This is a genomic window from Sedimenticola selenatireducens DSM 17993, assembly GCF_000428045.1.
Taxonomy (GTDB): domain Bacteria; phylum Pseudomonadota; class Gammaproteobacteria; order Chromatiales; family Chromatiaceae; genus Sedimenticola; species Sedimenticola selenatireducens.
Window position 1 is genome coordinate 46128 of sequence record NZ_KE386614.1, and the last position, 25216, is coordinate 71343.

The window sequence follows — 25216 nt, forward strand, 5'->3', positions numbered from 1 at the left end:
GAACGCTCCGTGAACATGCCGGTCCTACTGCGTTTGATTGACATACAACCATAGCCCGCCTCGGTTGCAATATTGGGGTGATTTATTTTTACCCTGACCATAAGATAGCGCCCTATGTTGACATACCCAAATATTGATCCGGTTCTATTCTCGCTCGGGCCTGTTGCGGTGCACTGGTACGGTGTCATGTATCTGGTGGGGTTCGCCGCGGGCTGGTGGCTGGGCCGCTGGCGCGCCGCCCGTCCGGGTTCCGGTTGGCGGGTGGAACAGGTGGATGACCTGCTGTTCTATATCGCCCTGGGCGTGGTGCTCGGCGGCCGCCTTGGCTACACCCTGTTTTACGGATTCGATGAGTTGTTGCGGGATCCGTTCTCCCTGTTGCGGATCTGGCAGGGCGGCATGTCGTTTCATGGCGGTCTGCTCGGGGTGCTGGTGGCCATGTGGCTGTTCGGGCGTCGTCACGGCAAGGGCTTTTTTCAGTGTACCGACTTTATTGCGCCGTTGATTCCAATCGGCCTGGGTGCGGGACGCATCGGCAACTTTATCAATGGTGAGTTGTGGGGGGCGCCCGCTTCCGTGCCCTGGGCCATGCAGGTCTCCTGTGAACGTTTTGTGGCGCTCTGCGTGGATAAACTGCAGTTGCCCCCGGGGACGCTTATGACCCCGCCCCTGCATCCCAACCAGCTCTATGAGGCCTTGCTGGAAGGGGTGGTGATGTTTGTTATCCTGTGGCTGTTCTCGGCACGTCCCCGACCGGCCATGGCGGTCTCCGGTCTGTTTCTGGTCTGTTACGGGGTGTTCCGCTTTGGCATCGAGTTTGTGCGCATGCCGGATGCCCATATCGGTTATCTGGCTTTTGACTGGGTGACCATGGGACAGCTTCTGACCTTCCCGATGCTGCTGGCCGGTGGCGCCATGATCTGGCTGGCTTTTCGCAACAGAACCATAACGGATTGAATTATGCGTCAATATCTTGATCTCATGCGTCATGTCCTGGAGAACGGTACCCGCAAGGAGGACCGCACCGGAACCGGCACCCTCAGTGTGTTTGGCTATCAGATGCGCTTTGATCTGTCGCAAGGCTTCCCCCTGGTTACCACCAAAAAGGTCCACCTGCGTTCGATAATCCATGAGTTGCTCTGGTTTCTGAAGGGCGAGACCAATATCCGCTACCTGAAGGAGAACGGGGTCAGCATCTGGGATGAGTGGGCGGATGAAAACGGTGATCTGGGGCCGGTATACGGGGCCCAGTGGCGCTCCTGGCCAACCCCCGGTGGCGGTAGTATCGACCAGATCGCCCAGTTGGTGGGGCAGATACGTAACACGCCTGATTCCCGGCGCTTGCTGGTAAGTGCCTGGAACCCGGCGCAGGTGGAGCGGATGGCGTTGCCGCCCTGCCACTGCCTGTTCCAGTTCTACGTGGCGGAGGGCCGGCTGTCGTGCCAGCTGTATCAGCGAAGTGCCGATATTTTTCTGGGTGTCCCGTTCAATATCGCCTCCTATGCGCTTTTGACCCTGATGATTGCCCAGGTGACCGGACTGCAGCCGGGTGAGTTCATTCACACTTTCGGCGACGCCCACCTCTATGCCAATCACCTGGATCAGGTGAAGACCCAGTTGTCCCGGAGCCCATTCCCGCTGCCTGACATGCACCTGAATCCGGACGTCGGCTCGCTGTTTGATTTTGTCTATGATGATTTCTCCCTGCAGCAGTACCAGTGTCATCCCCATATCAAGGCGCCGGTAGCGGTCTGATCCGGCGCCGGCTCGGCTCCGGTGTGGCAGGCGTTTTTATCGATTTAGGAAACCTATACTGGATAGTGTGCCTCTAATCTCTTGAAGCATTGATTCCGGGAGGTGGCAGATGCGCAGCATAGCGACGGTCGGTGTGGCCTCGGGTCAGGCAGGCCAGCATGCCGGGTGCTGGCGCGGGCCCATGGTGGTGCGGAATTCACTTGGTCTGAAACGTTATTGCAATACCCAGGGGTTGCAGCTGGTCTGGCATGCGCTGCTGGAGGCGCATGAGCGGGCCGGTAAACTGGATGCGGTGGCCGCTCTCTGCCGACAAACAGCCCGCTTTGCCTCGGCCTTTGTGCGACAGGGGCAACCTTTCCTGTTTCTCGGGGGTGATCACGCAACCGCCATGGGCGTGTGGCAAGGAACAATGGGGGCCTTGCCCGAAGAGGGACGGCTGGGGCTGATCTGGATCGATGCGCACATGGATGCCCACACCTTTCTGACCACGCCATCGGGTAATGTCCATGGCATGCCGGTCGCCGGCCTGCTGGGTCAGGGGGATCGGCTGTTGACCCGGATCTATGGCGGTACGCGCCATCTGGCACCGGAAAATCTGCTGCTGGTCGGGGTGCGCAGCTTCGAACCGGCTGAGCAACGTCTGCTGGGCCGGCTTGGCGTGCGGGTGATTCCCATGGCTGAGTTGCAGGAGCCGGGGGCACTCCGGCTATGCCTCATTGAGGCCGTGGCCCAATTGTCACGTCAGTCGGATGTTCTCGGTATCAGCATCGATCTGGATGCCGTTGATCCCCGGGATGCCCCGGCAGTCGGTGTGCCGGAACCGGGCGGCATTGCCGGTGCCGAGCTGGTCGAGGCATTGACCGCCATTGCCGGAATCCCCCGGCTGGTGGGGATGGAGATTGCCGAGTTTTGTCCGCGCCATGAGCGTGAAGAGAAGACAGTACAGCTGATCGGTACATTGATCGCCGCGCTCTATGGCGAGAGCAGGGTGCTGTACAGATCCTTCGGGTCGGCCGGTGAAGGCGTCAGTTCCACGTCGTCACCGATGTCCAGGTCACAGGCCAGTTGATAGACCAGCCGTAGCACGGCGTAATCCTCCAGGGCGAAGCCGACCGAGTCAAACAGGGTCACTTCCAGCGGTTCCTCGCGCCCCGGCTTGCTGCCGTTGACCAGCTCCCAGAGTTCGGCGTGTATCGGCGTCTCCTGCGAGAGCTGAATTTCACCCTCCGCCAGGCTTTGTGGCAGATACTCCACCACGATCTTGCACTGCTGCAACAGTGCCGGGTCCAGTTCGGTCTTGCCGGGGCAGTCTCCCCCCATGGCGTGTATATGGCTGCCGGGCCGGATCATGCCAGGCCCGAGCAGCTGGTTATGCAGTCGGGCGGCAGTGGCGGTTATGATCATGTCGGCGTCGACTATGGCCTGGTCGATAGACCGGCAGGGAATCAGGCCGGTGCCCCCGGCCATGTTGCGGGCGAATTTCTGCATGGCCCGGGGATCGGTGTCAAAGTATGAAACCTGTTCTATTGGCAGCACCTGGCGGGTGGCCAGCAGCTGGAATTCCGCCTGGGCGCCGGTACCGATCATGGCCAGGTGACGGCTCTCCGGGCGGGCCAGGTATTTTGCCCCGAGTGCGGTCGTGGCCGCGGTGCGGATAGCAGTCAGCAGGGTCATCTCGCTGAGCATCAGGGGGTAGCCGTTCCGCGCGTCTGCCAGCATGCCCAGGGCAACAATGCTGAGGCGCCCCTCGGCGGTATTTTTCGGGTGTCCGTTGACATACTTGAAGCTGTAGTAGTCATCATCCGCACACGGCATCAGCTCGATCACCCCGTGCGGGTAGTGGGTGGCGTGCCGGGGGGATTTACGGAACTCGTGCCAGCGGCTAAAGGCGGCTTCAAGGGCTGACAGACTCTGCCGGAGAAAATCATCCATCCCGGTGCGCCGGATAATCTGCCTCAGGTGGCTGATGGTGATAAGCCGCATGCCGTCAGTCCCATGTTATCTGCTGTTATTGTACGAACGGCGTGCCACTGCCGTTTAGACTAAAGCTTAGACCATGGACGTGATATGCTCCCCGGCATGCACAAACAGCCGATCCTTTCACTCATTGCCGCGATGGACGAAAACCGGGTTATCGGTTGCGATAATCGCCTGCCCTGGCGCCTGCCTGCCGACCTGCAACACTTCAAGCGCCTGACCCTGGGCAAGCCGATCGTGATGGGGCGGAAAACCTGGGAATCGCTGCCTGGCCTGCTGCCCGGTCGCACCCATATCGTGATTTCATCCAACCCGGCCTATCGGGCCGAGGGGTGTCTGCTGGTGCACTCGATCGAGCAGGCGCTGGCGGCGGCCGGCGAGGTGGACGAGATCATGGTTGTTGGCGGGGCGAACCTGTACCGTCAACTGTTGCCGAGGGCGGATCGCCTCTATCTGACCCTGGTGCACGCCCGGGTGGCGGGTGACGCCTGGTTTCCCGCCTATGAGACGGAGGCCTGGCATGAACTGGCGCGGGAGGAGCACGGTGCCGATGAGCACAACCAGTTTGCCTATACCTTTCTCACGCTTGAGCGAATGCCTCGCTGATGCAGCTGTAACTGGCTCGGCGCCAGATCCGCCGGGTGAGCGGAACTCTCTTGCCGTTCCACCTTTCAGGGGTCGTCAAGGTTTTTTGTAGCCTCCGCAGGAAACCTGTACCGGTCGCGGTGGCTTTTCCCGGCGGATCTGCAGTGCCGTCAGTTTTCCACCCCACAGGCAACCGGTATCCAGGCACCAACTGTTGTGACTGACATGGTAACCCAGCGTCGACCAGTGGCCGAACAGGATGCGCTGGTCACGGCTGGCGCGGCCGGGCACGGCAAACCAGGGATAGAAATCGGACGGCTGATGGCCCGGCGCCCGTTTCTCCTTCAGCGCCAGGTTGCCCTGGCTGTCACAGAAGCGCAGGCGGGTAAAGCAGTTGATAATGAAGCGGTGGCGTTCCATCCCCTGCAACTCGTTCGACCAGCGGCCGGGCTCATTGCCGTACATCTGCAGACAGAACTCCCTGAGTCCGTCACTCTGCAGTACCGCCTCGACCTCGGCGGCGCACTGCAAGGCGGTTGCCAGGTCCCACTGGGGAGGCAGGCCGGCGTGAATCAGGCTGTAGTTCCGTTCTGAACAGTGATGCATCAGGGGGCGCTGGCGCAGCCACTCCAGCAGGTCGTCCCGGTCTTTTGCCTTCAGCACCTCGCGCAGCGTGTGATCCTTTTCCGCATGCTTCAAGTTGCCCTGCGACATCGCCAGCAGATGCAGGTCATGATTACCCAGCACTACCCTGGCGCCATCCCCCAGGTTTTTCACGAAGCGCAGGGTTTTCAGTGAATCGGGACCCCGATTGACCAGATCTCCGGCGAACCAGAGCATGTCCCGGTCGGGGTTGTATTTGATCTGTTTCAGCAGCTGCATCAGTTCCCTGTAGCAGCCTTGAACATCACCGATGGCATACAGCGCCATATTTAGAACCTATTGTCTATTGGATGAGTTGTAGTTGGCGGTCGTGCAGACGACCCAACAGCAGTTGGGAGAGCAGCGCGCCGATAAGCGCCAGGAACATATCCCATTGGGTATCCCAGACGTCACCCTGGGTGCCGAGAAAGGCCGATGAGGCCTCCTCGCTGACCAGTGCGGTCCACCACTCGATCATTTCATAAAAGGCGGAGAAAGCAAGGCAGATGCTGGTCACCGTCAGCAGCAGCCAGCCATCACGGACCAGTGGAGAGCGTCTCAGCAGTATCTCCCGCGCCAGTATGGCCGGGATAAAACCCTGGGCCAGGTGACCAATACGATCATAGTGGTTGCGTGACAGCTCCAGGCTATCACGTAACCAGTTAAACAGGGGGACCTCGGCATAAGTGTAATAGCCGCCGATGATCAGAATGATCGCGTGTAACGTCAGCAGCCGGTAGAGCAGCGGTGTCAGCGGAAACGCCAGACGTGTTCGTATCACCACTAGCAGTCCCAGCATTACCGGCGCGGTCTCCAGGAACCAGGTGAGTCTGTCGGCTACCGGATCGATCGCACTGAACAGGAGGGACAGGGTGACCAGGACCAGCAGCACGGTCGGTTCATTAATGGCGGCTCGGTGCATGCGGACAAACCCGGTTCGAAACGCTAGTGCAGTATATGGGGCAGGGCCAGAGAAAAGGGGGCGATGATGGCGTCGAATTGTTCACCGGATTCGGTCTGCATCTGGTAACTGCCCTGCATGGTGCCCACCGGAGTAGGAAGTGTGGTGCCGCTGGTGTAACTGAAATCCTCTCCCGGGCGCAGAAAAGGCTGCTGTCCCACCACGCCTTCACCAAACACCTCCTGTACCCCGCCGTCGGCATCGGTGATGAGCCAGTGGCGACTGATCAGTCGGGCCGCGGACTCTCCGGTGTTACGGATAGTGATGGTGTAGGCGAACACATAGTGATCCTCCGCCGGGTTGGACTGGCCCTCGACATAGGCGGTGCGAACATCCACTTCTATTCTGTTTTGCGGCGATTTACTCATGGATTGGCGTGTGACTCGATTCTGGGCATGGCAAGAGTTTATCCGAAAAGCGGATCCCGTGGGATAATTATGGCTCTGTCCCAATTATGTGTGGGTGGTGTTTTCGCTTGGCTTGACGATTTGCCCGGTAGGAGCGGCGCCTCGCCGCGAATTCGGCCCGGGGCGGGCCTCCTACAGGTCAAACCCCTCTCCGGCGATCAAGCGTAGCGGTAGGAGTGGCTTCAGCCGTCAATTTCGCGGATAAATCCGCTTCTACAAGAAGGCCACTGCTCATGCAACAGGTAACTGGGACATAGCAATAATTGTGGCAGCTTCAGATAATCGTTGTCCGGTCGCTCAATAAATTATCAGGGATTCTCTCAGGTGAGCGTGGACTATAGGGTACCGAGGATGAACAAGCGATCTTTATTCATGCTGTTATGGCTGCTGAACATGTCGGCCTGGGCGGCGGCCGATGCCAATCAACTACTGCTTGCGGCTGCCGGCCTGGGTCAGGAGCAGCAGATGATGGCGTTGTTGGCTCAGGGTGCGGATGCTAATGCCAAGAATGGCGCTGGACGACCCGCATTGGTATTGGCTGCGTTTAATGGCAATGCCCGCACCGTGAAGGCGTTGCTGGCTGCTGGTGCCGATGTCAACGCCGTGGATGGCGCAGGCAACAGCGCGTTGATGGATGCGTCGGCATTTGGTCATGCGACAGTAGTGGAAGCGCTCATTCAGGCGGGCGCCGATGTCAATCTGCGCAACAAAGCGGGGATCGGAGCGCTGAAGCGGGCTAATCAGGGCAAGCATTCTAAAGTGATCAAAATACTCGAGGAAGCGGGGGCTACGGAAGAGGGTGGGACTTGAGCTTGTCGGCACTCCTGCGTGCTCCAGGTTTAGCGCAACTGTGCGTCTGTTCCCGTTTTCAATAACCGGCGGAGATGCTGACCGGCTGGTGTGAAGAGAGTCCATTTCAGCCAGGTTGGAATAGGGGCAGAATGCTGTCGGCCACAGCGTTTCTACTCCCTGAAAGTCTATTACTGCGATGCATCGAGGAGGTGTCGCATGTTCAGAGTCCAGCACCACCGGCGTAAGCCGGATATTCTTTTTATTCTGTATTGCCTGGTAGGCGCGGCTCTGCTGGCGACACTTTCGGTCCATTTCCATCTGCTTGATCGTTCGGGACCAGTTGATCCGGGTCACTCCCACAGCGATCAGCGGAGCTGATTTCCGCCCTAAAGATGCCACTGATTGATCAGATGGTTTAGAATCAGCCGGGTTTCAGGTTTGCGGCCTCATGCCGGAACTGTTCTGAATTGAATCTGGGTGATCAATGAGTAATAAATTACGTGTGGGTGTCGTTGGTGTCGGCTATCTGGGGCGTTTTCATGCCCTGATCTATTCCCGAATGGATAACGTGGAGCTGGTCGGTGTGGTCGATACCAATCCGGAGACCGCCGCACGGGTGGCCGGGGAGTGTGCTTGCAGTGCCTTTGAGCGTAGTAGCGATCTGCTGGGGAAGGTCGATGCGGTGAGTATCGTGGTGCCCACCACGGCCCATCTTGATGAGGCGCGGCCGTTCCTGCAGGCGGGTGTGCACATGCTGCTGGAAAAGCCAATCGCCTCCACGGTCGAGGACGGGGCTGAGATAGTCCGGTTGGCCGAGGCCGCCGGTGTCATCCTTCAGATAGGCCATCTGGAACGTTTTAATGCCGGCGTTATGGCGCTGGCGGAACGCATCAACCGGCCCCGCTTTATCGAAGCCCACCGGATGGGCGGTTTTGTGGAGCGCGCCACCGATGTGGATGTGGTGTCTGATCTGATGATTCACGATATCGATATCATTCTCTCGCTGGTGAAATCGGAGATTACCGCTATTTCTGCGGTGGGTACGCCTGTGTTGACCGCCCATGTGGATATCGCCAATGCCCGTCTTGAATTCGCCAATGGTACCGTTGCCAACGTGATCGCCAGCCGCGTCTCGGAAAAGCGCATGCGCCGTATCCGGGTGTTTGAGGAAAACCGCTATGAATCACTCGATTTTATCGACCAGCGCATCGAGACCGCCTATCCCAAGCCGCGACCCGGTGAGGCCTGGCCGGAAGTGGTAATGGAGCGTCTGGACATCGAGCCGGTCAAGCCGCTGGACGCTGAACTGGCGGCCTTTGCGGAGAGCGCCATCTCTGGTAATCCTCCTCTGGTGGATGGACATGTCGGACTTGAGGCGCTGGATGTGGCCATGCGGGTCAAGAGCGAAATTATGGGACGCCTCGGCGCCTAAGCCCTCTAATACCGATTATTTTCTCTCCAGGGAGTCAATCGATACCCCGTCAAGGCGGGTGCAACTGGACAGAAATCACCCTTATTACAGAACTATTGGAATATACAATGACACAGCAAACAGCGTCCCAGGGTGTGCCCTATCTCAGTCTGCAACAGGAGTTCCAGTCGTTGCGGGAGGAGTGGTTCAGCCGCATTGAGGCAATCGGGGCCGGAGGGGCCTTTATCCTTGGTCCCAATGTGCGTGCCTTTGAGCAGGAGGCCGCGGCCTATATCGGCAGTGAGTTTGCCGTGGCGGTGGCCAACGGTACCGATGCGCTGGTACTCTCGTTGCGCGCCCTGGACATTGGCCCGGGTGATGAGGTGATTACCTCACCGTTTACATTTTTTGCCACAGCCGAGGCCATCTCGATTGTCGGGGCGACCCCGGTTTTTGCTGATATCGATGAGTCGAGCTTCAATCTCGACCCCAACAGTGTGGCCGCCAGGATCAACGCGAAAACCAAAGCGATATTGCCGGTACATATTTTCGGTAATCCGGCGGATATGGGGGCGTTGAATCAGTTGGCACAGCAGCATGGGTTGAAAGTCATTGAGGACGGTGCCCAGGCGTTTGGTGCGCGCTGTGGCGAGGCTGTCGTGGGCAGTCTGGGGGACAGTGGCTGTTTCAGTTTCTATCCCACCAAGGTGTTGGGCTGCTATGGCGATGGGGGGCTGATCAGCACCAGTGATGCAACGTTCAAGGAGCGTCTGCTGAAGTTGCGAAATCATGGCGCAACCGCCCCCTTTACCCACGATGAACTGGGTTACAACAGCCGCCTGGATGAGGTTCAGGCTGCCCTGTTGCGTATAAAGCTGGCTAAACTGGAGCAGGATATCGCCGCTCGTGCCCGGGTGGCCGACTGGTATGATGTGCGCCTCTCAAAGCTGGATCTGGTCACGCCGGTGCGCCCCGCCCAGGGTCGCCATGCCTTCAATCTCTATACTATCAGGCATCCCCGCCGCGACGTGTTGCGGGCTCACTTGAACGAGCACAAGATCGGCAACAGCCAGTGCTATCCACTGGGGCTGCATCTGCAGCAGATCTACGCGGATCTGGGCTATCGGCCGGGGGACCTGCCGGTGGTGGATCGTGTCTGTGGGGAGACTCTGTCGCTACCGATATTCCCGGCGATGACAGAAGCCCAGGTTGATGCCGTCTGTGAGCGGATCGAGGAAATCTGAAACAGTGCCGGCCGCATCGGGCGGCCGGCGTCTGGACCTGGTTGGGTCGATTGTCTGCCGGTGCGGGTCAAACCGCGTCGGCGGCTGGCTTAATCGTCATCCATGTCCATATCGATATCCAGGTCATCATCCAGGTCGGAATCGTCAATCTCATCCAGATCCGGCTTTGCCGGTGCCGTGGACTGGGGTGTCAGTTCCACTTGCTTCAGACGCATGGAGGCGCGCGGCGTAAACTCTTTTTTGGCCTTTTTGTAGCCCGCATTGAGCGAACTGATCAATTCGGATTCATCCTTGCCAAGCTCCCGCAGCTTCTGCTCAACAATACCCGCCTGAAATTCGAGGATCTTGTTGCGGTTCAATGAGTAGAGATAAACGGTGTTCGTATTGCCTGTTTCCATGCTCGGGTCGCGCAGTACCGGTGAGCTTTTCGTACCAGCTTCAAGATAGCCGTGCCAATAATTCGTTTTGCTCATTTCTTCCCCGCTTTATGCAAACTTTTCCCAGGCGGAGCCGGAATGGAACCGCCCGATTACCGACGATGACTTCCCGGTTCGGCAGGGGGCTGGCGGACCGGAGACGGCCTGATATTATTTTAAAAACAGGAATTCGACAATAGTTTCCGCTGCGAAGTTCATGGCGTTTTTGAGGGCTGTTTTTTCGACCGGGGAGAGCCTTTTTCGAGCCCTGCAACCGGGTTTGCGAAACAGGTTAATACTCTTGAAGAACGAGGTCGGTGAAGAGTGCGTTTCGCTCCTGTTCGGAAGCCGCCTCGACGGCATTGTCCACCAGTTCCCGGGTCAGGTGGGAGGCAAACAGCTCGATGAAATCGTAATGATATGCCCGCAGGAACAGACCGGGCCTGAAGCCGAGTCTTGTGGTGCTTGGGGGGAACAGGTGGGTGGCATCGAGGGAACAGAGATCCTTGTCCTGCTCGGGGCTATAGGCCATCTTCGCCAGGATACCAATACCGATGCCCAGCCTGACATAGGTCTTGATGACATCGGCGTCCGTCGCGGTGAACACCACGTTCGGCTCCAGGTCATGCCGACGGAAGGCCTTGTCAAGCTGGGAGCGTCCGGTAAAACCGAATACATAGGTGACGATCGGGTATTCCGCCACCGCCTCCAGTGTCAGTGGGTCGACATCTCTTAGCGGGTGGTCGCAAGGGGTGATGATGGTGCGATTCCAGTGATAGCAAGGCATCATGATGAGATTGCCGAAGTCCACTGTCGCCTCCGTGGCGATAGCGAAATCGACGCCACCGCCAGCGGCCATTTCGGAAATCTGCTCCGGGTTGCCCTGGTGCATCTGCAGGTCGACTTGCGGATAGCGTGCGCGAAACGCCTTGATCACCGGGGGCAGCACATAGCGGGCCTGGGTGGTGGCGATGGAGAGGCTGCCGGCACGAGGATCACTGAATTCACTGGCGACATCACGGATTGAGTCAACTTCCCTTAATACCGCTTCAGCACGGCTGATAATAGCCTTGCCGGCATCGGTTATCCCGGTCAGTTGACGGCCGGTACGCTCAAAAATGGTCACACCCAACTCCTCTTCCAGCAGGCGTATCTGCTTGCTGATCCCCGGTTGGGAGGTGAATAGCCGCTCGGCCGCCGCAGTAATGTTCAAGTCATTCTGCGCCACTGCCAGCAGAAAGCGGAGCTGTTGTAGTTTCATAATGGGCCTAATATATAGAATGATTCGTATTACCGTTATAACAATCAACTATTTCTATAGACGGAAAAGTTATTTTGATGTATTGTCTCGCCGCGCTATAGTTTTATGCAAGCACATCCAGGGGCGGTTGAAGCCGTCTCCGCATGGGTGCAGAAACTATTAACATTGTAGGAAGCTTTATCAATGGGCGCATTAGAGCGAGTAAGTGAATCTGCAAGAAATGGTTCCGTATTGGCCACCCTCGGTTTTGATGAGGATGGTTTCCTGTGTGATGCGGAGTCCTGGGATGATCAGTTGGCGGAACGGTTGGCCGAATTGGAAGGGGTAGCTCCCTTGCAGGCAGCCCACTGGCGCGTGATCCGATTTGTACGTGATCGCTACCTGCGCCTTGGCGCCATCCCTCCCATGCGCCGTATATGCCGTAGTAGTGAGCTTTCAAGGACAGAGGTCAAAAGCCTGTTTGGAGGGTGTCTCCAGGTCTGGCGGATCGCCGGCTTGCCCAATCCGGGCGAAGAGGCCAGGGCCTACTTGAGCTAATTTAGAATCTTCTGTCCGGCTTCGGGCCAGACAGTCTGCCGGAAGGCAATGTCAGTTTTTAGGGGTTACCCTTTTACCGTGTTATACCTCCCTTTGCCCGGCTAGTCCGGGCGTTTTTTTGTAAGTGTGTTTTGGGGTTTATCTGGGTAGGGGCGGCGCCCCGCTGCGAATGCGGTCCGCCGGCGGCGCGGGCAGGCGCGGACGGGTTAAGAGTACTCTCTCGCGGTTAATCGTGGCGGCAGCCAGGCTGAGGGTCTACCTGTTTGCTTCTTTACTTACCTGCCTGTGGCGGCCAGGGTCAGCTGGTGGGCGGCCTTGATAGCCGCCTGTAGACTGCCGATGTCGGCCGTGCCGGTGCCGGCGAGATCCAGGGCAGTCCCATGATCAACCGAGGTGCGGATGATCGGCAGGCCGAGGGTGATGTTGACAGCGTTACCAAATCCCAGGTGCTTCAGTACCGGTAATCCCTGATCGTGATACATGGCCAGGACCGCATCCGCCTGTTTCAGATAGTGGGTTGTGAAGAGCGTGTCCGCAGGCAGTGGTCCTTCCAGCCGCATCCCCTCTTGGCGGAACTGCTCCAGGACCGGGCTGATGGTGTTGATCTCCTCCATGCCAAGATGTCCTCCCTCACCCGCGTGTGGATTGAGTCCACAGACCAGTATTCTGGGGTTGGCTATGGCGAAGCGGCGGGTCAGGTCCTGGTGCAGGATTCTGATCACCTGGGCCAGCGATGCCCGGGTAATAGCGGAGCTGACATCCTTCAGCGGCAGATGGGTGGTGGCCAGTGCCACTCGCAGACCTGGACAGGCCAGCATCATCACCGGGAAAGCGTTGGTCAGCTGCGCCAGAAATTCGGTATGGCCTGAGAAGGCAATACCCGAGTCGTTGATTATGCCCTTGTGGATGGGACCGGTTACCAGTGCGCTGAAACTGTCGTCCATGCAGCCCCGGGTTGCCTGGGTCAGGGTCTCCAGCACGTAGCGGGCGTTGGCCGGATTCAGCACGCCGGGTTGGGCTGGCTCGATGAGTTCTACCGGAAGAACGCTGATACTGCCGGCTTCCCGCGTTGCCGACAGCCCGGATCTATAAGGATTAATCCTGAGCGGGAGAGACAGTTGTGCGGCACGATCCGTCAGCAGTTGCGGTGAGCAGATGGCCACCAGCGGATAGTCGCGCCTGTCTTGCGCCAATTGCACGCAAAGGTCGGGGCCTATTCCAGCGGGTTCGCCCGGGGTGAATGCGAGCGGGCGTGGCATGCTCAATTTAACCGTTCTCCTCAGGAATCGCTGATACGGATGTCAATAAAGGCTTCGTCCCTGAGGCGGCGCAGGTAGAGTTCACTCTCTTCGGCGGTCTTGCGGTCGCTGATAGCCTTCCTGGCTTCGGCCTTCTGAACCTCGCTGGTGCTGTCATGATCGCGGCGCTCCAGCAGTTGGGCCAGGTGCCAGCCATATTCGGTACGGAACGGCTCGGTCAACTCCCCAGGGGCAAGTTTGGCAATCTCCTCTTCAAACCGGGGCAACAGTACGCCGGGGGTGGTCCAGCCCAGATCCCCCCCCTTGATGGCGGAGGATTTGTCGTCGGAGTGGGAACGGGCCAGGGCGTTGAAGTCATCTCCGCCCAGGATACGCAGGCGCAGCTGCTCCAGTCGTGTGCGGGCGTCGTTGTTGGAGGTCACCTCGTTGGTACTAATCAGGATATGCCGGACATGGCTCTGGGTGACGATCTTGCGATCGCCTCCTTTATAGTCGTTCAGTTTGATGATGTGATAGCCGCTGGCGGTGCGTATCGGGTCACTGATCTCCCCGCGTTGCATATTGATCACCAGGTCGACGAAAATGGTGGGCAGCTGGTTGGCCGGACGCCAACCCAGGTCGCCCCCTTCAAGCGCCTGTCGTCCATCGGATTCAGTGATGGCAAGATCGGCAAAGTCGGCGCCACCACGCAGGGAACGCACGATCGACTCGGCCTGTTGACGCGCGCTCTCCATCTGTTCCGGTGAGGCGGCTTCAGGGGTGGCGATCAGGATGTGCTGCAGATGATAAGCGGAGCGCTCCCCCAGATTGCTGGCCTGACGTGCGAGATAGGTTTCTACCTCCTGATCAGTGACCCGGATGCGTCGACGTACTTCCTGGTCCAGCAGTTGCTTCAGGGTAATCTCTTCCTGGATATTCCGGCGGAAGCCGCTGAAACTGATACCCTCATCTTCCAGTGCGCGGCGGAATTCGGACAGATTCAGATTGTTGTTCTGGGCGATGTTGTTGATGGCCTGGGCCACGATATCTTCGCTGACTTTGATACCTGCCCGCGTTGCTGCCTCCAGCTGCAGCTTTTTCAGTATCAGTCGGTCCAATACCTGTTTTTCAATAATCGCCTGGGGTGGGAGGCGTTGGCCCTGCTGCCGCAGTTGCGTGACAATTTTTATTATTTCGTTGTCCAGTTCACTGCGAACTATGATGTCGTCGTTGACCACGGCAATGATTTCATCAACCGGCTCGACCTGTTGGCTGCGGGCAATGGTAGGCCATCCCAGGAATATGATCAGGCTCAGGAGCAGAAGCCCCAGCTCGTTTAACAGGGTCTTTCTAGTGGTCATTAATGTGTCAATCAGTTGTCAGTGCGATAGCCCAGGATACCGCGTTCCAGGAATTGATCAATCTTGTCACCGAGGCTGGTAAGCCCCTTCAGCTCCAGTTGCAGGAACAGCGCAAGGTTACCCTCGGCATTGGCGTCGGAGCGGTAGTCGCGGACGACAAAGCGGCTGACCCAGCAGCAGCTTTCATACTCGATACCGGCAAAGGTCTCCATGCTCTTTTTATGCAGCAGCGAGTAGTTCCAGCGCCCGACGGCATGCAGCTGGTGGGTGATCGGCCAGCGTGCCGAAAGGTCGGTCTGCTCGATTGTCCCATCGGTAAAGCGATAGGTCAGGTTCAGAATACGCTGTTTATCATCCAGGTAGTGGATGCCGAAGGCGTTTTTCTCCGTGGCGTCGACGTCGGCGTGCGGGTTCCACTGTACGCCGGCCTGGGCGCGCCAGTTCCGGGTCAGCTTGGCGGACACCTCGGCGACAATCGATGAGCTGTCCTCGTTGGTGACGGCTCCACTGGAGAGGAGCTGCACATCCCGGTCCCTGAAGTAGAGTATCTGACCGATACTGGCACGGAAGAGTTCCTCGCCGGTTTCGGTACTCAGGCCGCGGGTAGTAAGGGCGGTGGTCAACTGGTTAGCGTCACCCACCTTGTCGGTGCCACTGAATCGGTTCTCCCGGAACAGATTGGCAAAGCTGAAGTCCAGATCGGCTGTATCGAAATCCGGCAGATCACTCTGATCCTCTTCCGGGATATAGAGATAGAACAGACGCGGCTCCAGCGTATGGGTAATGGCATTGCCAAACCAGTTGCCGGCACGGTCAAAATAGAGCCCGCTGTCCAGGCTGAATGTCGGCAGGGTGCGGTCTGGACTGTCACTCAACCCGGCCGTCTGATTCTCCAGGCTGTAGCGGGTGTGGCGCAGGCTCAGCTTCGGTGTCAGGAAGCCCCAGGGACGGCGCATGGGCAGGCTGATGCCGGGCTGCAGATCGAACCGCTCGCCCTTCACCTTGTTATCCGAGCTGTGGCCGAAATGGACATATTCGGTATGGAGATGGTAGGTCAGACCCATTGCCTGATCCGGCCTCTCCAGATTAAGCAGCAGCTGGGGAAGTCGGCTGTAGGGGCGATCACTGACGGCAATGGTGTTGTCGATGGTCTGGTACTGCTGGGCGCGGCCGAGGAAGCTCCAGCCACTGCCGTAGTAGCGTATGTCGCCGCGCCGCTCCTGGTGTTTTGCGCTGGTGGCCGCCAGGCTGTTGCCCAGGTCATCGATGTAATCGTTATCGGAGACGTAATTGAGGTTGATATCGTAGCTCCAACGCGGTGCCGGGGTCCCGTTCAGCAGCATGTTGGCTGCGCCGCGGGTATCGCTCTCTCCGGGCCCCTGTTCGCTGTCGCTCGGCAGCAGTTCCGCGCGGATCTCTCCCTGGTTGTTTTCCGTCAGATAGCGGAATTCACCCCCCAGCAGGATACCGCGCTTGCTCATGATGCGGGGCGTGAAGGTGGCATCCATATTGGGCGCGATATTGAAATAGTAGGGGATGGCGATATCTGCCCCGGAATTCGTGGAGCTGCCGATGGTGGGCGGCAGAAAACCGGACTTTCTCCGGTCGTCGATCGGAAAGCTGACGTAGGGGAGATAGATAAAGGGTACGCCTTTGAAGCGCAGCTTGGCGTTGTGGGCCACCCCCACGCCAGTCGATTGGTCGATCTCCAGTTCCTTCGCTTCCACTTGCCAGCCATTGTTTCCCGGTGGACAGGTGGTGTAGCGGACGTCGTCGTAGCGCGATTGATCCGCGTTCAGCAGCTCCGCCGTGCTGGCGGTGCCCCGTGCTACCGGATCGGTCAGGCGGAACTCGGTCTGCGTCGCAGTGCCCTGCTTGGATTCCAGGTTGTAATGCATGGTGCTGCCGGTGACGCGCAGTCCTGGCTGTTCCAGATAGACATTGCCGTCCGCATCCAGGGTATTGGCCCCCTTCAGGTAAGTGGCGTGGTCTGCCTCCAGTCGATCATTGCCCTGTTCAATCTGCACATTGCCAAAAAACTCCGTGCGGTCTTCACGGCGGTAAAGGTCGGCCGCATCCGCCTCGATTCGGGTGTCATAGTCTGTGACCGGCATAATAGTCCCCACGCCGGAAGCGCCCCTGGTGCCGCACTGATTCCAGTTGAGACCACGGTCGATACGCGCCGCGGCACTACTCGCGGTCGCTGTGGAATGGGGTGGGGTGACTGCTGGCGGTTGTTCGACGGCCGGCTCAGCGACCGGCTCGGGCTCAGCGACCGGCTCGGGCTCAGCGACCGGCTCGGGCTCAGCGACCGGCTCGGGCTCAGCAACCGGCTCGGTCTCAGCGACCGGCTCAGGCTCAGCGACCGGCTCAGGCTCAGCGACCGGCTCAGGCTCAGCGACCGGCTCAGGCTCAGCGACCGGCTCGGGCTCAGCGACCGGCTCAGGTTCAGCGACCGGCTCGGGTTCAGCGACCGGCTCGGGTTCAGCCACCGGCTCGGGTTCAGCGGCCGGCTCGGGTTCAGCGGCCGGCTCAGGCTCGGCTACAGGTGCGGGTGTCTCTGCCAAGGGCCGGGTGACGGCGCCGGCCTGGTCGGCATCTGGCCCGGGTACATCGCCGCTATCCGGAGTCCCGGGGGCAGTTTTTTCCTGGCTAACCGGCTCTGATGGAACGGGCTCACCGTCCTGAAAACACTCCCAACCGCCGTTACTGGATGCGCGACAATCCCATTTTGAGGCGGCTTGGGCGGTAGGGACCAACAGCAATCCACTGATGGCAAGCGGTAGCATCCTTCGTATTCCAGGCACGGCAATTCTCTAATTGTTTTTGATTGGTTGGGTCGGTACGGGCCTTTTCCGCCTTATCGTACCCTGTACCGCCGCCCCTGGCGGTCCGCTCCAGCGTCTCTCATACGAGAAGCCATGGCAACAACCGCATAAAATCGCATAGAATCGCTTTTTCTTCAATGGCCGCAACTGCTTCAACACTCCGTTCTGCATGCCTGGGTGAGTGTGAAGGATGGCCCGCTGCAGTACGGAACCGGTGATGCCCAAGAGAGAACAAGCCCTGATCCAATGGTTGACTGAACGGGTCGGTCTGCGGGATTTCCGCATTGAGCCGGCTTCGGATGATGCCAGTTTTCGTCGCTATTTCCGCATTACCCTGGCCGACGGTGGCACCCGGATTGCCATGGATGCCCCGCCCGAACAGGAAGATTGTGCACCGTTTCTGCGCATTGCCGAACAGCTGGGCGCGGTCGGTTTGCATGTGCCGATAATCCATGCCGCCGATCCGCTGCAGGGCTTTATCCTGCTGGAGGATCTGGGCACGGTTCACTACCTGGACCGGTTGAACGGTGAAACCGTGGACCGGCTCTATGGTGATGCCCTGGCTGCCCTGGCGGTGATTCAGTCGGTGGGGCCACGCGAGAGTCTGCCGCTCTACGATGAGGCGTTGCTGCGGCGGGAGATGGCGCTGTTTCCCGACTGGCTGCTGGGTCGTCATCTCGGTCTGGAACTGGACGATAGCGAGCAGACGATGCTGGCAGGCTGTTTTGACCTGTTGGTTGCCAGCGCTTTGGAGCAGCCCCGGGTCTGTGTACATCGGGATTATCACAGTCGCAACCTGTTGGTCAGCGCATCGCCCAGTCCCGGGATACTCGATTTTCAGGATGCGGTGGCAGGGCCGGTGACCTATGACCTGGTCTCGCTACTCAAGGATTGTTATATCGCCTGGCCGACACCACGGGTGCAAGAGTGGGCGATGGGGTATTTTGAGCTGGCGGTCCAATCGGGTGTGTTACAGCCGACGCATGAGGCGCAGTTCCTGCGCTGGTTCGACCTGATGGGCGTACAGCGGCATCTGAAGGCGAGCGGCATATTTGCCCGCCTCAATCACCGCGACGGCAAGCCGGGTTACCTGGGGGATATTCCCCGGACCCTGGGTTATATCGTCGAAGTGGCCGGTCGCTATCCAGAACTGGCCGGGCTGGGGCAGTTGATTGAACAGCGGCTGCTGCCCCGGCTCTGACGCGAAGACTGTCGCGGCAAAGTCCCGCCCGGCTTCCCCCCGCGTTCCCACGCTCCGCGTGGGAATGCATACCCATCCACCCCATGATTCGCAGGCGGTTTAATCGCGTGCCTGCTCCCGCGCCACCGCCCGGTAACCAATGTCGGTACGGTAGTAGAGGTTATTCCAGTGGATCGCTCCGACCAGGTCGTAGACGCGTGCCTGCGCCTCGGCGACGCTGTTGCCCAGCGCGGTGGCACAGAGCACCCGCCCACCGGCGGTGATCACCGCGCCGTCCTTTTCGGCGGTACCGGCATGGAATACCTTTTCTCCTTCGACAGGGACGGTTGGCAGACCACTGATGATATCGCCCTTTTGATAGCTGTCCGGATAGCCTCCAGCTGCCAGTACCACGCCGAGGGAGGCGCGTTCATCCCACTCGGTCTGTTGTGTGTCCAGCTTGCCATCCAGCGCAGCCAGGCAGTGGGCCACCAGATCGGATTTCATGCGCAACATGATCGGCTGGGTCTCCGGGTCGCCGAAGCGGCAGTTGTACTCCAGTACCTTGGGTACGCCGTCGGCATTGATCATCACGCCGGCATAGAGGAAACCGGTATAGGGGAGTCCTTCAGCAGCCATGCCTTCCACGGTCGGCCGGATCACTTCGTTCATGATGCGGTCGTGCATCTCGGGGGTGACTACCGGGGCCGGAGAGTAGGCGCCCATGCCGCCCGTGTTGGGGCCTTTGTCGCCATTATCCCGCGCCTTGTGGTCCTGGGAACTGGCCATGGGCAGTATGTGCTGGCCATCCACCATGACGATGAAGCTGGCTTCTTCGCCGGTGAGAAACTCCTCAATCACCACCCGGTGACCCGCTTCACCGAAGCTGTTGCCCGAGAGCATGTCGCGCACAGTGGCCTCGGCTTCGGTCATTTCGTGGGCGATGATCACCCCTTTGCCGGCCGCCAGGCCATCGGCCTTGATGACAATGGGCACGCCGACCCGGTGCAGGTATTCCAGTGCCGGCCCTATCTCGGTGAAGTTGCCATAGGCCGCGGTGGGGATCCGGTGGCGTGCCAGGAAATCCTTGGTGAAGGCTTTCGATCCTTCCAGTTGAGCAGCGCCCTGGGTGGGACCGAAGCACTTCAGGCCGGCGGCGGTGAAAGCGTCCACCACGCCCAGTACCAGGGGGGCCTCCGGGCCGACGATGGTCAGACCGATCTGCTTTGACCTGGCAAATTCCAGCAGGGCGTCTATCTCCTCCACGCCGATCGGCACATTCTCCATACCGGGTTCCAGCGCCGTGCCGGCATTGCCTGGCGCCAGGAATATCTTCTCCGCCAGGGGGGACTGGGCGGCCTTCCAGGCCAGTGCATGTTCGCGACCACCGCCGCCGATAATCAGGATGTTCATGTTGGTTTGCCCTGCGTTTTTAATATCTATAGATGATCTTGCACCGGTCTGCGTTTAGCGGTGTGCCGTGACGCCCCGGTCGCTCTGTTCGAAAAAGCGGATGATATTGGCGCTTTCCGGAGTGGAATTTTCCTGCTTCAGCTGTGCCAGTGCCTGGCTGGTATTCAGACCGGAGTGATAGAGAATCTTGTAAGTCTGCTTGATGGCGGCCCGGTTTGCCGACGGCATGCCAGCCCGTCGTAACCCGACGGTATTGAGACCTATCACCCGGGCCGGATTGCCGTCGCAGGTGACATAGGGCGGGATGTCCTTCACCACCTTGGCGCAGCCGGCGATCATGGCGTAGTCGCCGATAAAACAGAATTGATGAATGGCCACCAGGCCGGAGATGAAGATCCGCTCGCCCAGTTCCACATGCCCGGCAATGGCGCTGTTGGGACCAAAAATATTGTGACTGCCGAGACGGCAGTCGTGTCCGGCATGGAAGCCGCACATGAAATAGTTGTGGTCACCGATCTGCGAGCCCCCCTCCGTCTTCACCCCACGGCTGATGTTGACGCCTTCGCGGAAATGATTGTGATCGCCGATCAGCAGGGGGCGACTCTTTTCCGGGGCAAAGCCCAGGTCCTGTGGCTCGCAACCGAGCAGCGCCCCGTGGCACACCCGGTTGTCCCGGCCCAGCCGGGTGTCCTGAAAGATGCGCACGCTACTCTCGATCCGGCAGCCCTCGCCGATCACTACATTTGCGTCGATGATCGAATAGGGGCCTACCTCGACACTCGCATGTAGCCGGGCGCTGTCATGGACGATGGCGGTTGGATGAATGTTCATTCTGAAAGCCCCATTTCAACCGCTAAGGATGCAAAGCACACGAAGAAAGGCACCGAATTTGTACGCTCCCAATTTTTCGCTTGCCGGGATGGCCGACGACGGACCCGAGAAGCGACATCAATATCAGCCAGGGTATCTCCTGGCGCACTTTGCGTCCTTCGCGGTTGAATCGAAGAGTGCAGATTCATAATGGTCGACAGTGTCGGCCTAGTGTCGGAAGTGACGCATGCCGGTGAAGACCATGGCGATGTCGTGCTCATCGGCTGCCGCGATCACCTCGTCATCGCGCATTGAGCCGCCTGGCTGGATGACCGCACGGATACCGGCAGCGGCGGCGTTGTCCAGGCCGTCGCGGAACGGGAAAAAGGCATCGGATGCCATCACCGATCCCGGCACCACCAGTCCCGCATGCTCGGCCTTGATGCCGGCAATGCGGGCCGAGTTGACCCGGCTCATCTGCCCGGCGCCGACGCCGATGGTCATGCCGTCCCGGCAATAGACGATGGCGTTGGACTTGACGAACTTGGCCACCCGCCAGCTGAACAGCAGCGCTTCCATCTCCTGCTCGCTGGGTGCGCGTTTGCTGACCACCTTGAGTTCATTGTAGAGCTGCAGATCGGCATCCTGTACCAGCATGCCGCCGTTGACCCGCTTCATCTCCAGGCGGTGGCTGGACTCCTTGTTCCATTCACCGCAGGCCAGCAGACGGACATTCTTTTTGGCGGCAATAATCTCCACGGCATCGGCGGCGACATCAGGGGCGATAATCACCTCGACAAACTGCTTGTCCACAATGGCCTGTGCGGTTTTGGCATCCAGGGTCTGGTTGACGGCGATGATACCGCCGAAGGCCGATTCCGGATCGGTGCTGAAGGCGCGCTCGTAGGCGTCGGTCAGATCGCTGCCGAAGGCGACGCCGCAAGGGTTGGCATGCTTGACGATGACGCAGGCCGGCGCCTCGTAGAACTGCTTGACGCACTCCAGCGCGGCATCGGTATCGGCGATGTTGTTGTAGGAGAGCTCCTTGCCCTGCAGTTGTCGGGCGGTGGCGATACAGGCTTCCGCCTGGTCGCGCTCGACAAAGAAGGCCGCTTTCTGGTGCGGGTTCTCGCCATAGCGCATGGTCTGCACCTGGCGATACTGCAGGTTGATGGTACGTGGGAAGTCGCTGGTCTCGCCCGCCAGTCGGCTGCCCAGATAGTTGGCAATGGCGCCATCATAATTGGAGGTGTGCTCAAAGGTCTTGACCGCCAGGTCGAAACGGGTGGCGTCGGTGACGCTGCCGCTGTTGGCGTCCATCTCCTGCAGCACCCGGCCATAGTCTGCCGCGTCCACGATGACGGTGACATCCTTATGGTTTTTTGCCGCCGCACGCAGCATGGTGGGGCCGCCGATGTCGATATTCTCGATGGCGGTCGGCAGATCGCAGTCCGGATTGGCCACGGTCTGCTCAAACGGGTAGAGATTGACCACGATCATGTCGATCGGGGCGATGTTGTTGTCTGCCATCACCGTATCATCAATACCGCGCCGACCAAGGATGCCGCCATGGATCTTCGGGTGCAGGGTCTTGACCCGGCCGTCCATCATCTCCGGAAAGCCGGTATGGGCGGAGACCTCGGTGACTGGGATATTCTGTTTGGCCAACAGGCTGGCAGTGCCGCCGGTGGAGAGGATCTCCACACCGCGCTGATGAAGTGCCTGGGCAAACTCCACAATACCGGATTTGTCTGAGACACTGATGAGGGCTCGGCTGATTGCTGTCATTATCCTGATCCTGCTCTGTTGCTGGATGATTAATGGAAACGCGGCCACCGGGCCGCGTTATGGGTTAATTTGCTAAAAACCTCGAACAGGCTCAATCGAGATCGTAAAGAGCCAGTTTCTTCCTGAGCGTGCTGCGACTGATGCCGAGAATTTCTGCGGCCCGGGTCTGGTTGCCCTCGGTGTGACTCATGACTGTATCGAGCAACGGTTGCTCCACCTCTGCCAGTACCATCTGGTAGATGTTGGCCGCGCTGTGGCCATCCAGCTGTTTGAAATAGCTTGCCAGGGCATCCCTGACGCATTCACGCAGTGGTTCAGTCGCCTTGTTCTTGGCCACAGAAAAGTGTGGCTTGTTTGATTCTTGCGCCAGTAAGGCATCCATCGTCATGCTGCCCGCTCCTTATTTATGGCCAGCTGATCGAAAAAATCCACGATCAGGGCTTTTTGTTTTTCCGTTGAGTCGGTTGTGTTAATGCGCTGTCTGAAGAGCGCACCTCCCGGTTGGGTCTTGCTGTACCAGGCGATATGCTTGCGTGCGATACGCACCCCCTGAAGCTCGCCATAAAATGCGTACAGATTCCCCAGATGCTCCAATAGGATATCGCGAATCCACTCCGGATGGGGAGGAGAATGTTTTTCCCCTGTTGCCAGGTAGTGGGCAATCTCGCGAAATATCCAGGGCCGCCCCTGGGCGGCCCTGCCGACCATAATAGCATCGGCGCCGGTCTGTTCCAGCACCTTTTTTGCTTTTTCCGGTGAATCGATATCGCCATTGGCTATCACTGGAATGGCGATGGACTGTTTGATCAGGCGAATGGTGTCGTACTCGGCCTGGCCCGAAAATCCGCAGGCCCGGGTTCTGCCGTGCACAGCCAACGCCTGCACGCCGCTAGCCTCGGCGATACGTGCGATCTCCAGGCCATTTCTGTTGTGTGGGTCCCAGCCGGTGCGGATCTTCAGGGTCACCGGTATCGCCACCGCCTGGACCACGGCCTCCAGGATACGTCCGACCAGGGGAGGGTCCATCAACAACGCTGATCCGGCCGCTACCTTGCACACCTTTTTGGCCGGGCAACCCATGTTGATATCGATAATCTGGGCGCCATGGCCCACATTAATTCGCGCTGCCTCCGCCATGGTCCGGGGATCTGAACCGAGGATTTGCACCGAGACCGGCCCCGGTTCACCCTCGAAATCGAGCCGGCGCACTGTTTTGCGGCTACCCCGCAACGACGAGTCGGATGAGATCATCTCGGAGACCGCCATGCCGGCACCGAGACGGCGACAGAGCTGGCGAAACGGACGGTCCGTGACCCCGGCCATCGGGGCAACCAGCAGATTGTTGTCGAGTTGGTAGGGACCAATGCGCATCGTTACAGGGCCGAATTCTGGAGTGGTCGCGAAGAGAGGCGGCTATGGTACGACTATCCGCCAGGGGGGACAAGCGGTTGGCCCGGCCTAATAGGCTAGTGGAAGTCGAACTGGAAGCCCACCACCCGGTCGCCGGGATCGGCCAATTCCAGGCGCAGGGTCTCGGGGATTCCTGGCTGCAGCAAGCCCCCGGTTGTATTGCGGTACTCCTCCGGACGAAAGCTGCGTCGGGCGACCAGGCCGCCATTGTCGTCCAGTAGGCTCAGCTCAAGTTGCGGCCATGCCTGGGCGAAATCGCCGTCATTGCGCAGAGTAAGCGACACCAATAGGGCGTCCGCCTTATCCGGGTGGCTAGTGATGGCGCGGGAGACTACCTGGATTTTTTCCGGTTCGTGCCGGGGTGGCAGTTGACAGGGTAGCAGGCTGCAGGCGCTCTCCAATAGCTGTCTGCCCGCAGGGTGGCGCAACAGGTGGTCGCGGCCGAACCAGCCCAACTGACCCAGGGCCAGCAGGGACAGCAAGAGAATAGCCAGCGACCAGCCGAATGTCCCCCTTCTGCCATTGGCGGTATTTTCCAGGGTCTCCTCGAGGGAGAGGGGAACAGTTTCAGTGGGCTGGATTTCAGGCAGGTTATCCGGGATATCAAAGGGTGCCGGGCCGATCGGGGCGGCCGGCGCCTGCCGAATTGCGGAAAATTGTGGTTCAGTATCGGTATCCGCTAGCTCTGCTTCAATTGATGCCGGACTATCCGGGGTTGTCGACTCATGCGCTGGACCGGTGGCTGAGTCGACAGTGTCGTGGAGTTGGGAATCAAGGCCGATCTGAACGCTATCCATTTCCGGGTCGTTGAAGATATAGAGAGGTTCAAACGGGTCGCGCTCATCGTCCATCGCCAGTTGGTTGTCCTCCAATCCGTCCGGCTCGGGTACTGCGTTTTCGGGTGTGATCTGCAATGTTTGCAGCAGTTCTGTCAGGCTACTCTGTATCTCCTGCGGGCTGTCATCCTCCGGGTGGGCGTCAAACGGCAGTTCCAGGTTTTGTTGTGCGGAAAAATCATCAATGAAGCGGGAGTCCGGCCACTCCTCGTCCGCTTGCGGTTCACGTAGATTGTCCAGGGCGCTGAATACCTGATCGCAGCGGCAGCAGTGTGCCTTGCCGGCGGCCGCCTTCAGCTGTTCTGCGCTGATGCGGAAAAGGGTCTGGCAGTGGGGGCACTGGGTGTACACGCTCAGCCGGCTC

25 protein-coding genes are annotated in these 25216 nt (G+C 59.2%); 10 read left to right on the forward strand and 15 right to left on the reverse strand.

The window, feature by feature from the left end:
* The first annotated feature begins 114 nt into the window (after positions 1 to 114).
* The 3 genes from lgt (at position 115) to A3GO_RS24575 (ending at position 2824) form a co-directional block, all read left to right on the forward strand.
* The gene (gene lgt, locus A3GO_RS0118900) at positions 115 to 957 is read left to right on the forward strand and encodes a prolipoprotein diacylglyceryl transferase (protein WP_029134731.1); all 843 of its coding nucleotides are present in this window, start codon (positions 115 to 117) and stop codon (positions 955 to 957) included.
* Between the two features lie 3 nt (positions 958 to 960).
* Complete coding sequence (locus tag A3GO_RS0118905; protein ID WP_029134732.1) at positions 961 to 1755, forward strand: thymidylate synthase; 795 nt, start codon at positions 961 to 963, stop codon at positions 1753 to 1755.
* Positions 1756 to 1864: 109 nt separating this feature from the next.
* Positions 1865 to 2824 (forward strand): arginase, encoded by a 960-nt coding sequence (locus tag A3GO_RS24575; RefSeq protein ID WP_037376019.1) that lies wholly within the window; start codon positions 1865 to 1867, stop codon positions 2822 to 2824.
* Here A3GO_RS24575 and A3GO_RS0118915 read toward each other — a convergent pair.
* A complete protein-coding gene (locus A3GO_RS0118915) occupies positions 2728 to 3738 on the reverse strand; it encodes an ornithine cyclodeaminase (protein WP_029134733.1) in 1011 nt (336 codons plus the stop codon). The two genes, A3GO_RS24575 and A3GO_RS0118915, sit on opposite strands and share 97 nt — an antisense overlap.
* A 96-nt stretch (positions 3739 to 3834) precedes the next feature.
* Between A3GO_RS0118915 and folA the strand changes: the two genes are divergently transcribed.
* Positions 3835 to 4338, forward strand: coding sequence for a type 3 dihydrofolate reductase (gene folA / locus A3GO_RS0118920; protein WP_037376072.1), 504 nt, complete (start codon positions 3835 to 3837; stop codon positions 4336 to 4338).
* A 75-nt stretch (positions 4339 to 4413) separates the two neighbouring features.
* Here folA and A3GO_RS0118925 read toward each other — a convergent pair whose 3' ends face one another.
* From A3GO_RS0118925 to apaG, 3 genes are read right to left on the reverse strand one after another with little or no spacing between them, the layout of a single operon-like run.
* Positions 4414 to 5247, reverse strand: a complete 834-nt coding sequence (locus tag A3GO_RS0118925) for a symmetrical bis(5'-nucleosyl)-tetraphosphatase (RefSeq protein ID WP_029134735.1) — start codon at positions 5245 to 5247, stop codon at positions 4414 to 4416.
* Positions 5248 to 5263: 16 nt separating this feature from the next.
* The gene (locus tag A3GO_RS0118930) at positions 5264 to 5881 is read right to left on the reverse strand and encodes a DUF2238 domain-containing protein (RefSeq protein WP_029134736.1); all 618 of its coding nucleotides are present in this window, start codon (positions 5879 to 5881) and stop codon (positions 5264 to 5266) included.
* Positions 5882 to 5904: 23 nt separating this feature from the next.
* Positions 5905 to 6288, reverse strand: coding sequence for a Co2+/Mg2+ efflux protein ApaG (apaG, locus tag A3GO_RS0118935; RefSeq protein WP_029134737.1), 384 nt, complete (start codon positions 6286 to 6288; stop codon positions 5905 to 5907).
* A gap of 390 nt (positions 6289 to 6678) precedes the next feature.
* Between apaG and A3GO_RS24580 the strand changes: the two genes are divergently transcribed.
* From A3GO_RS24580 to A3GO_RS0118950, 4 genes are all read left to right on the forward strand, one after another.
* Positions 6679 to 7137, forward strand: coding sequence for an ankyrin repeat domain-containing protein (locus A3GO_RS24580; protein ID WP_051302643.1), 459 nt, complete (start codon positions 6679 to 6681; stop codon positions 7135 to 7137).
* A gap of 198 nt (positions 7138 to 7335) precedes the next feature.
* Positions 7336 to 7497, forward strand: a complete 162-nt coding sequence (locus A3GO_RS26280; protein WP_157606880.1) for a hypothetical protein — start codon at positions 7336 to 7338, stop codon at positions 7495 to 7497.
* A 106-nt stretch (positions 7498 to 7603) separates the two neighbouring features.
* Positions 7604 to 8551 carry a Gfo/Idh/MocA family protein gene (locus A3GO_RS0118945; protein ID WP_029134738.1) on the forward strand — a complete coding sequence of 316 codons (948 nt, stop codon included), beginning with the start codon at positions 7604 to 7606 and terminating at the stop codon, positions 8549 to 8551.
* A 107-nt stretch (positions 8552 to 8658) separates the two neighbouring features.
* The gene (locus tag A3GO_RS0118950; protein WP_029134739.1) at positions 8659 to 9774 is read left to right on the forward strand and encodes a DegT/DnrJ/EryC1/StrS family aminotransferase; all 1116 of its coding nucleotides are present in this window, start codon (positions 8659 to 8661) and stop codon (positions 9772 to 9774) included.
* A gap of 89 nt (positions 9775 to 9863) precedes the next feature.
* On the opposite strand, the gene A3GO_RS0118955 is transcribed toward A3GO_RS0118950, so the two are convergent.
* Together A3GO_RS0118955 and cysB are read right to left on the reverse strand one after the other, a co-directional pair.
* Complete coding sequence (locus A3GO_RS0118955) at positions 9864 to 10247, reverse strand: hypothetical protein (RefSeq protein ID WP_029134740.1); 384 nt, start codon at positions 10245 to 10247, stop codon at positions 9864 to 9866.
* A 235-nt stretch (positions 10248 to 10482) separates the two neighbouring features.
* Complete coding sequence (gene cysB / locus A3GO_RS0118960; protein WP_029134741.1) at positions 10483 to 11451, reverse strand: HTH-type transcriptional regulator CysB; 969 nt, start codon at positions 11449 to 11451, stop codon at positions 10483 to 10485.
* Positions 11452 to 11634: 183 nt separating this feature from the next.
* On the opposite strand from cysB, the gene A3GO_RS24585 reads away from it, so the two are divergent.
* Complete coding sequence (locus A3GO_RS24585; RefSeq protein WP_084610252.1) at positions 11635 to 11988, forward strand: TusE/DsrC/DsvC family sulfur relay protein; 354 nt, start codon at positions 11635 to 11637, stop codon at positions 11986 to 11988.
* 275 nt (positions 11989 to 12263) lie between these two features.
* Here the strand turns inward: A3GO_RS24585 and pdxA are convergent, their stop codons facing one another.
* Genes pdxA through A3GO_RS0118980 form a run of 3 tightly spaced genes read right to left on the reverse strand, consistent with a single transcriptional unit; the run spans position 12264 to position 17376 of the window.
* Positions 12264 to 13247, reverse strand: coding sequence for a 4-hydroxythreonine-4-phosphate dehydrogenase PdxA (gene pdxA, locus A3GO_RS0118970; RefSeq protein WP_037376022.1), 984 nt, complete (start codon positions 13245 to 13247; stop codon positions 12264 to 12266).
* Positions 13248 to 13267: 20 nt separating this feature from the next.
* Positions 13268 to 14587, reverse strand: a complete 1320-nt coding sequence (locus tag A3GO_RS0118975; protein ID WP_051302649.1) for a peptidylprolyl isomerase — start codon at positions 14585 to 14587, stop codon at positions 13268 to 13270.
* An 11-nt stretch (positions 14588 to 14598) separates the two neighbouring features.
* Positions 14599 to 17376 (reverse strand): LPS-assembly protein LptD, encoded by a 2778-nt coding sequence (locus A3GO_RS0118980; protein WP_051302651.1) that lies wholly within the window; start codon positions 17374 to 17376, stop codon positions 14599 to 14601.
* Between the two features lie 256 nt (positions 17377 to 17632).
* Here A3GO_RS0118980 and A3GO_RS0118985 point away from each other — a divergent pair, with 256 nt between their 5' ends.
* Complete coding sequence (locus A3GO_RS0118985) at positions 17633 to 18616, forward strand: aminoglycoside phosphotransferase family protein (RefSeq protein ID WP_037376081.1); 984 nt, start codon at positions 17633 to 17635, stop codon at positions 18614 to 18616.
* 99 nt (positions 18617 to 18715) lie between these two features.
* Here the strand turns inward: A3GO_RS0118985 and purD are convergent, their stop codons facing one another.
* The 6 genes from purD to A3GO_RS0119015 form a co-directional block, all read right to left on the reverse strand.
* The gene (purD, locus tag A3GO_RS0118990; protein WP_029134746.1) at positions 18716 to 20008 is read right to left on the reverse strand and encodes a phosphoribosylamine--glycine ligase; all 1293 of its coding nucleotides are present in this window, start codon (positions 20006 to 20008) and stop codon (positions 18716 to 18718) included.
* A 54-nt stretch (positions 20009 to 20062) separates the two neighbouring features.
* Complete coding sequence (lpxA, locus tag A3GO_RS0118995) at positions 20063 to 20839, reverse strand: acyl-ACP--UDP-N-acetylglucosamine O-acyltransferase (RefSeq protein WP_029134747.1); 777 nt, start codon at positions 20837 to 20839, stop codon at positions 20063 to 20065.
* 207 nt (positions 20840 to 21046) lie between these two features.
* Positions 21047 to 22606 (reverse strand): bifunctional phosphoribosylaminoimidazolecarboxamide formyltransferase/IMP cyclohydrolase, encoded by a 1560-nt coding sequence (purH, locus tag A3GO_RS0119000; RefSeq protein ID WP_029134748.1) that lies wholly within the window; start codon positions 22604 to 22606, stop codon positions 21047 to 21049.
* Positions 22607 to 22697: 91 nt separating this feature from the next.
* Entirely contained in the window at positions 22698 to 22994 is a 297-nt protein-coding gene (gene fis / locus A3GO_RS0119005) for a DNA-binding transcriptional regulator Fis (RefSeq protein ID WP_029134749.1), read from the reverse strand.
* Positions 22991 to 23977 carry a tRNA dihydrouridine synthase DusB gene (gene dusB, locus A3GO_RS24590; RefSeq protein ID WP_037376024.1) on the reverse strand — a complete coding sequence of 329 codons (987 nt, stop codon included), beginning with the start codon at positions 23975 to 23977 and terminating at the stop codon, positions 22991 to 22993. Before dusB ends, fis begins: the two co-directional genes overlap by 4 nt.
* Positions 23978 to 24072: 95 nt before the next feature.
* Positions 24073 to 25203 carry a DUF3426 domain-containing protein gene (locus A3GO_RS0119015; protein ID WP_029134750.1) on the reverse strand — a complete coding sequence of 377 codons (1131 nt, stop codon included), beginning with the start codon at positions 25201 to 25203 and terminating at the stop codon, positions 24073 to 24075.
* Between the last annotated feature and the right edge of the window lie 13 nt (positions 25204 to 25216).

Excerpts from the sequence above, each read along its gene's own strand:
- lgt (WP_029134731.1), top strand. The coding sequence starts at position 115 with ATGTTGACATACCCAAATATTGATCCGGTTCTATTCTCGCTCGGGCCT.
- A3GO_RS0118905 (WP_029134732.1), top strand. The coding sequence starts at position 961 with ATGCGTCAATATCTTGATCTCATGCGTCATGTCCTGGAGAACGGTACC.
- A3GO_RS24575 (WP_037376019.1), top strand. The coding sequence starts at position 1,865 with ATGCGCAGCATAGCGACGGTCGGTGTGGCCTCGGGTCAGGCAGGCCAG.
- A3GO_RS0118915 (WP_029134733.1), bottom strand. The coding sequence starts at position 3,738 with ATGCGGCTTATCACCATCAGCCACCTGAGGCAGATTATCCGGCGCACC.
- folA (WP_037376072.1), top strand. The coding sequence starts at position 3,835 with ATGCACAAACAGCCGATCCTTTCACTCATTGCCGCGATGGACGAAAAC.
- A3GO_RS0118925 (WP_029134735.1), bottom strand. The coding sequence starts at position 5,247 with ATGGCGCTGTATGCCATCGGTGATGTTCAAGGCTGCTACAGGGAACTG.
- A3GO_RS0118930 (WP_029134736.1), bottom strand. The coding sequence starts at position 5,881 with ATGCACCGAGCCGCCATTAATGAACCGACCGTGCTGCTGGTCCTGGTC.
- apaG (WP_029134737.1), bottom strand. The coding sequence starts at position 6,288 with ATGAGTAAATCGCCGCAAAACAGAATAGAAGTGGATGTTCGCACCGCC.
- A3GO_RS24580 (WP_051302643.1), top strand. The coding sequence starts at position 6,679 with ATGAACAAGCGATCTTTATTCATGCTGTTATGGCTGCTGAACATGTCG.
- A3GO_RS26280 (WP_157606880.1), top strand. The coding sequence starts at position 7,336 with ATGTTCAGAGTCCAGCACCACCGGCGTAAGCCGGATATTCTTTTTATT.
- A3GO_RS0118945 (WP_029134738.1), top strand. The coding sequence starts at position 7,604 with ATGAGTAATAAATTACGTGTGGGTGTCGTTGGTGTCGGCTATCTGGGG.
- A3GO_RS0118950 (WP_029134739.1), top strand. The coding sequence starts at position 8,659 with ATGACACAGCAAACAGCGTCCCAGGGTGTGCCCTATCTCAGTCTGCAA.
- A3GO_RS0118955 (WP_029134740.1), bottom strand. The coding sequence starts at position 10,247 with ATGAGCAAAACGAATTATTGGCACGGCTATCTTGAAGCTGGTACGAAA.
- cysB (WP_029134741.1), bottom strand. The coding sequence starts at position 11,451 with ATGAAACTACAACAGCTCCGCTTTCTGCTGGCAGTGGCGCAGAATGAC.
- A3GO_RS24585 (WP_084610252.1), top strand. The coding sequence starts at position 11,635 with ATGGGCGCATTAGAGCGAGTAAGTGAATCTGCAAGAAATGGTTCCGTA.
- pdxA (WP_037376022.1), bottom strand. The coding sequence starts at position 13,247 with ATGCCACGCCCGCTCGCATTCACCCCGGGCGAACCCGCTGGAATAGGC.
- A3GO_RS0118975 (WP_051302649.1), bottom strand. The coding sequence starts at position 14,587 with ATGACCACTAGAAAGACCCTGTTAAACGAGCTGGGGCTTCTGCTCCTG.
- A3GO_RS0118980 (WP_051302651.1), bottom strand. The coding sequence starts at position 17,376 with ATGCTACCGCTTGCCATCAGTGGATTGCTGTTGGTCCCTACCGCCCAA.
- A3GO_RS0118985 (WP_037376081.1), top strand. The coding sequence starts at position 17,633 with ATGCCCAAGAGAGAACAAGCCCTGATCCAATGGTTGACTGAACGGGTC.
- purD (WP_029134746.1), bottom strand. The coding sequence starts at position 20,008 with ATGAACATCCTGATTATCGGCGGCGGTGGTCGCGAACATGCACTGGCC.
- lpxA (WP_029134747.1), bottom strand. The coding sequence starts at position 20,839 with ATGAACATTCATCCAACCGCCATCGTCCATGACAGCGCCCGGCTACAT.
- purH (WP_029134748.1), bottom strand. The coding sequence starts at position 22,606 with ATGACAGCAATCAGCCGAGCCCTCATCAGTGTCTCAGACAAATCCGGT.
- fis (WP_029134749.1), bottom strand. The coding sequence starts at position 22,994 with ATGACGATGGATGCCTTACTGGCGCAAGAATCAAACAAGCCACACTTT.
- dusB (WP_037376024.1), bottom strand. The coding sequence starts at position 23,977 with ATGCGCATTGGTCCCTACCAACTCGACAACAATCTGCTGGTTGCCCCG.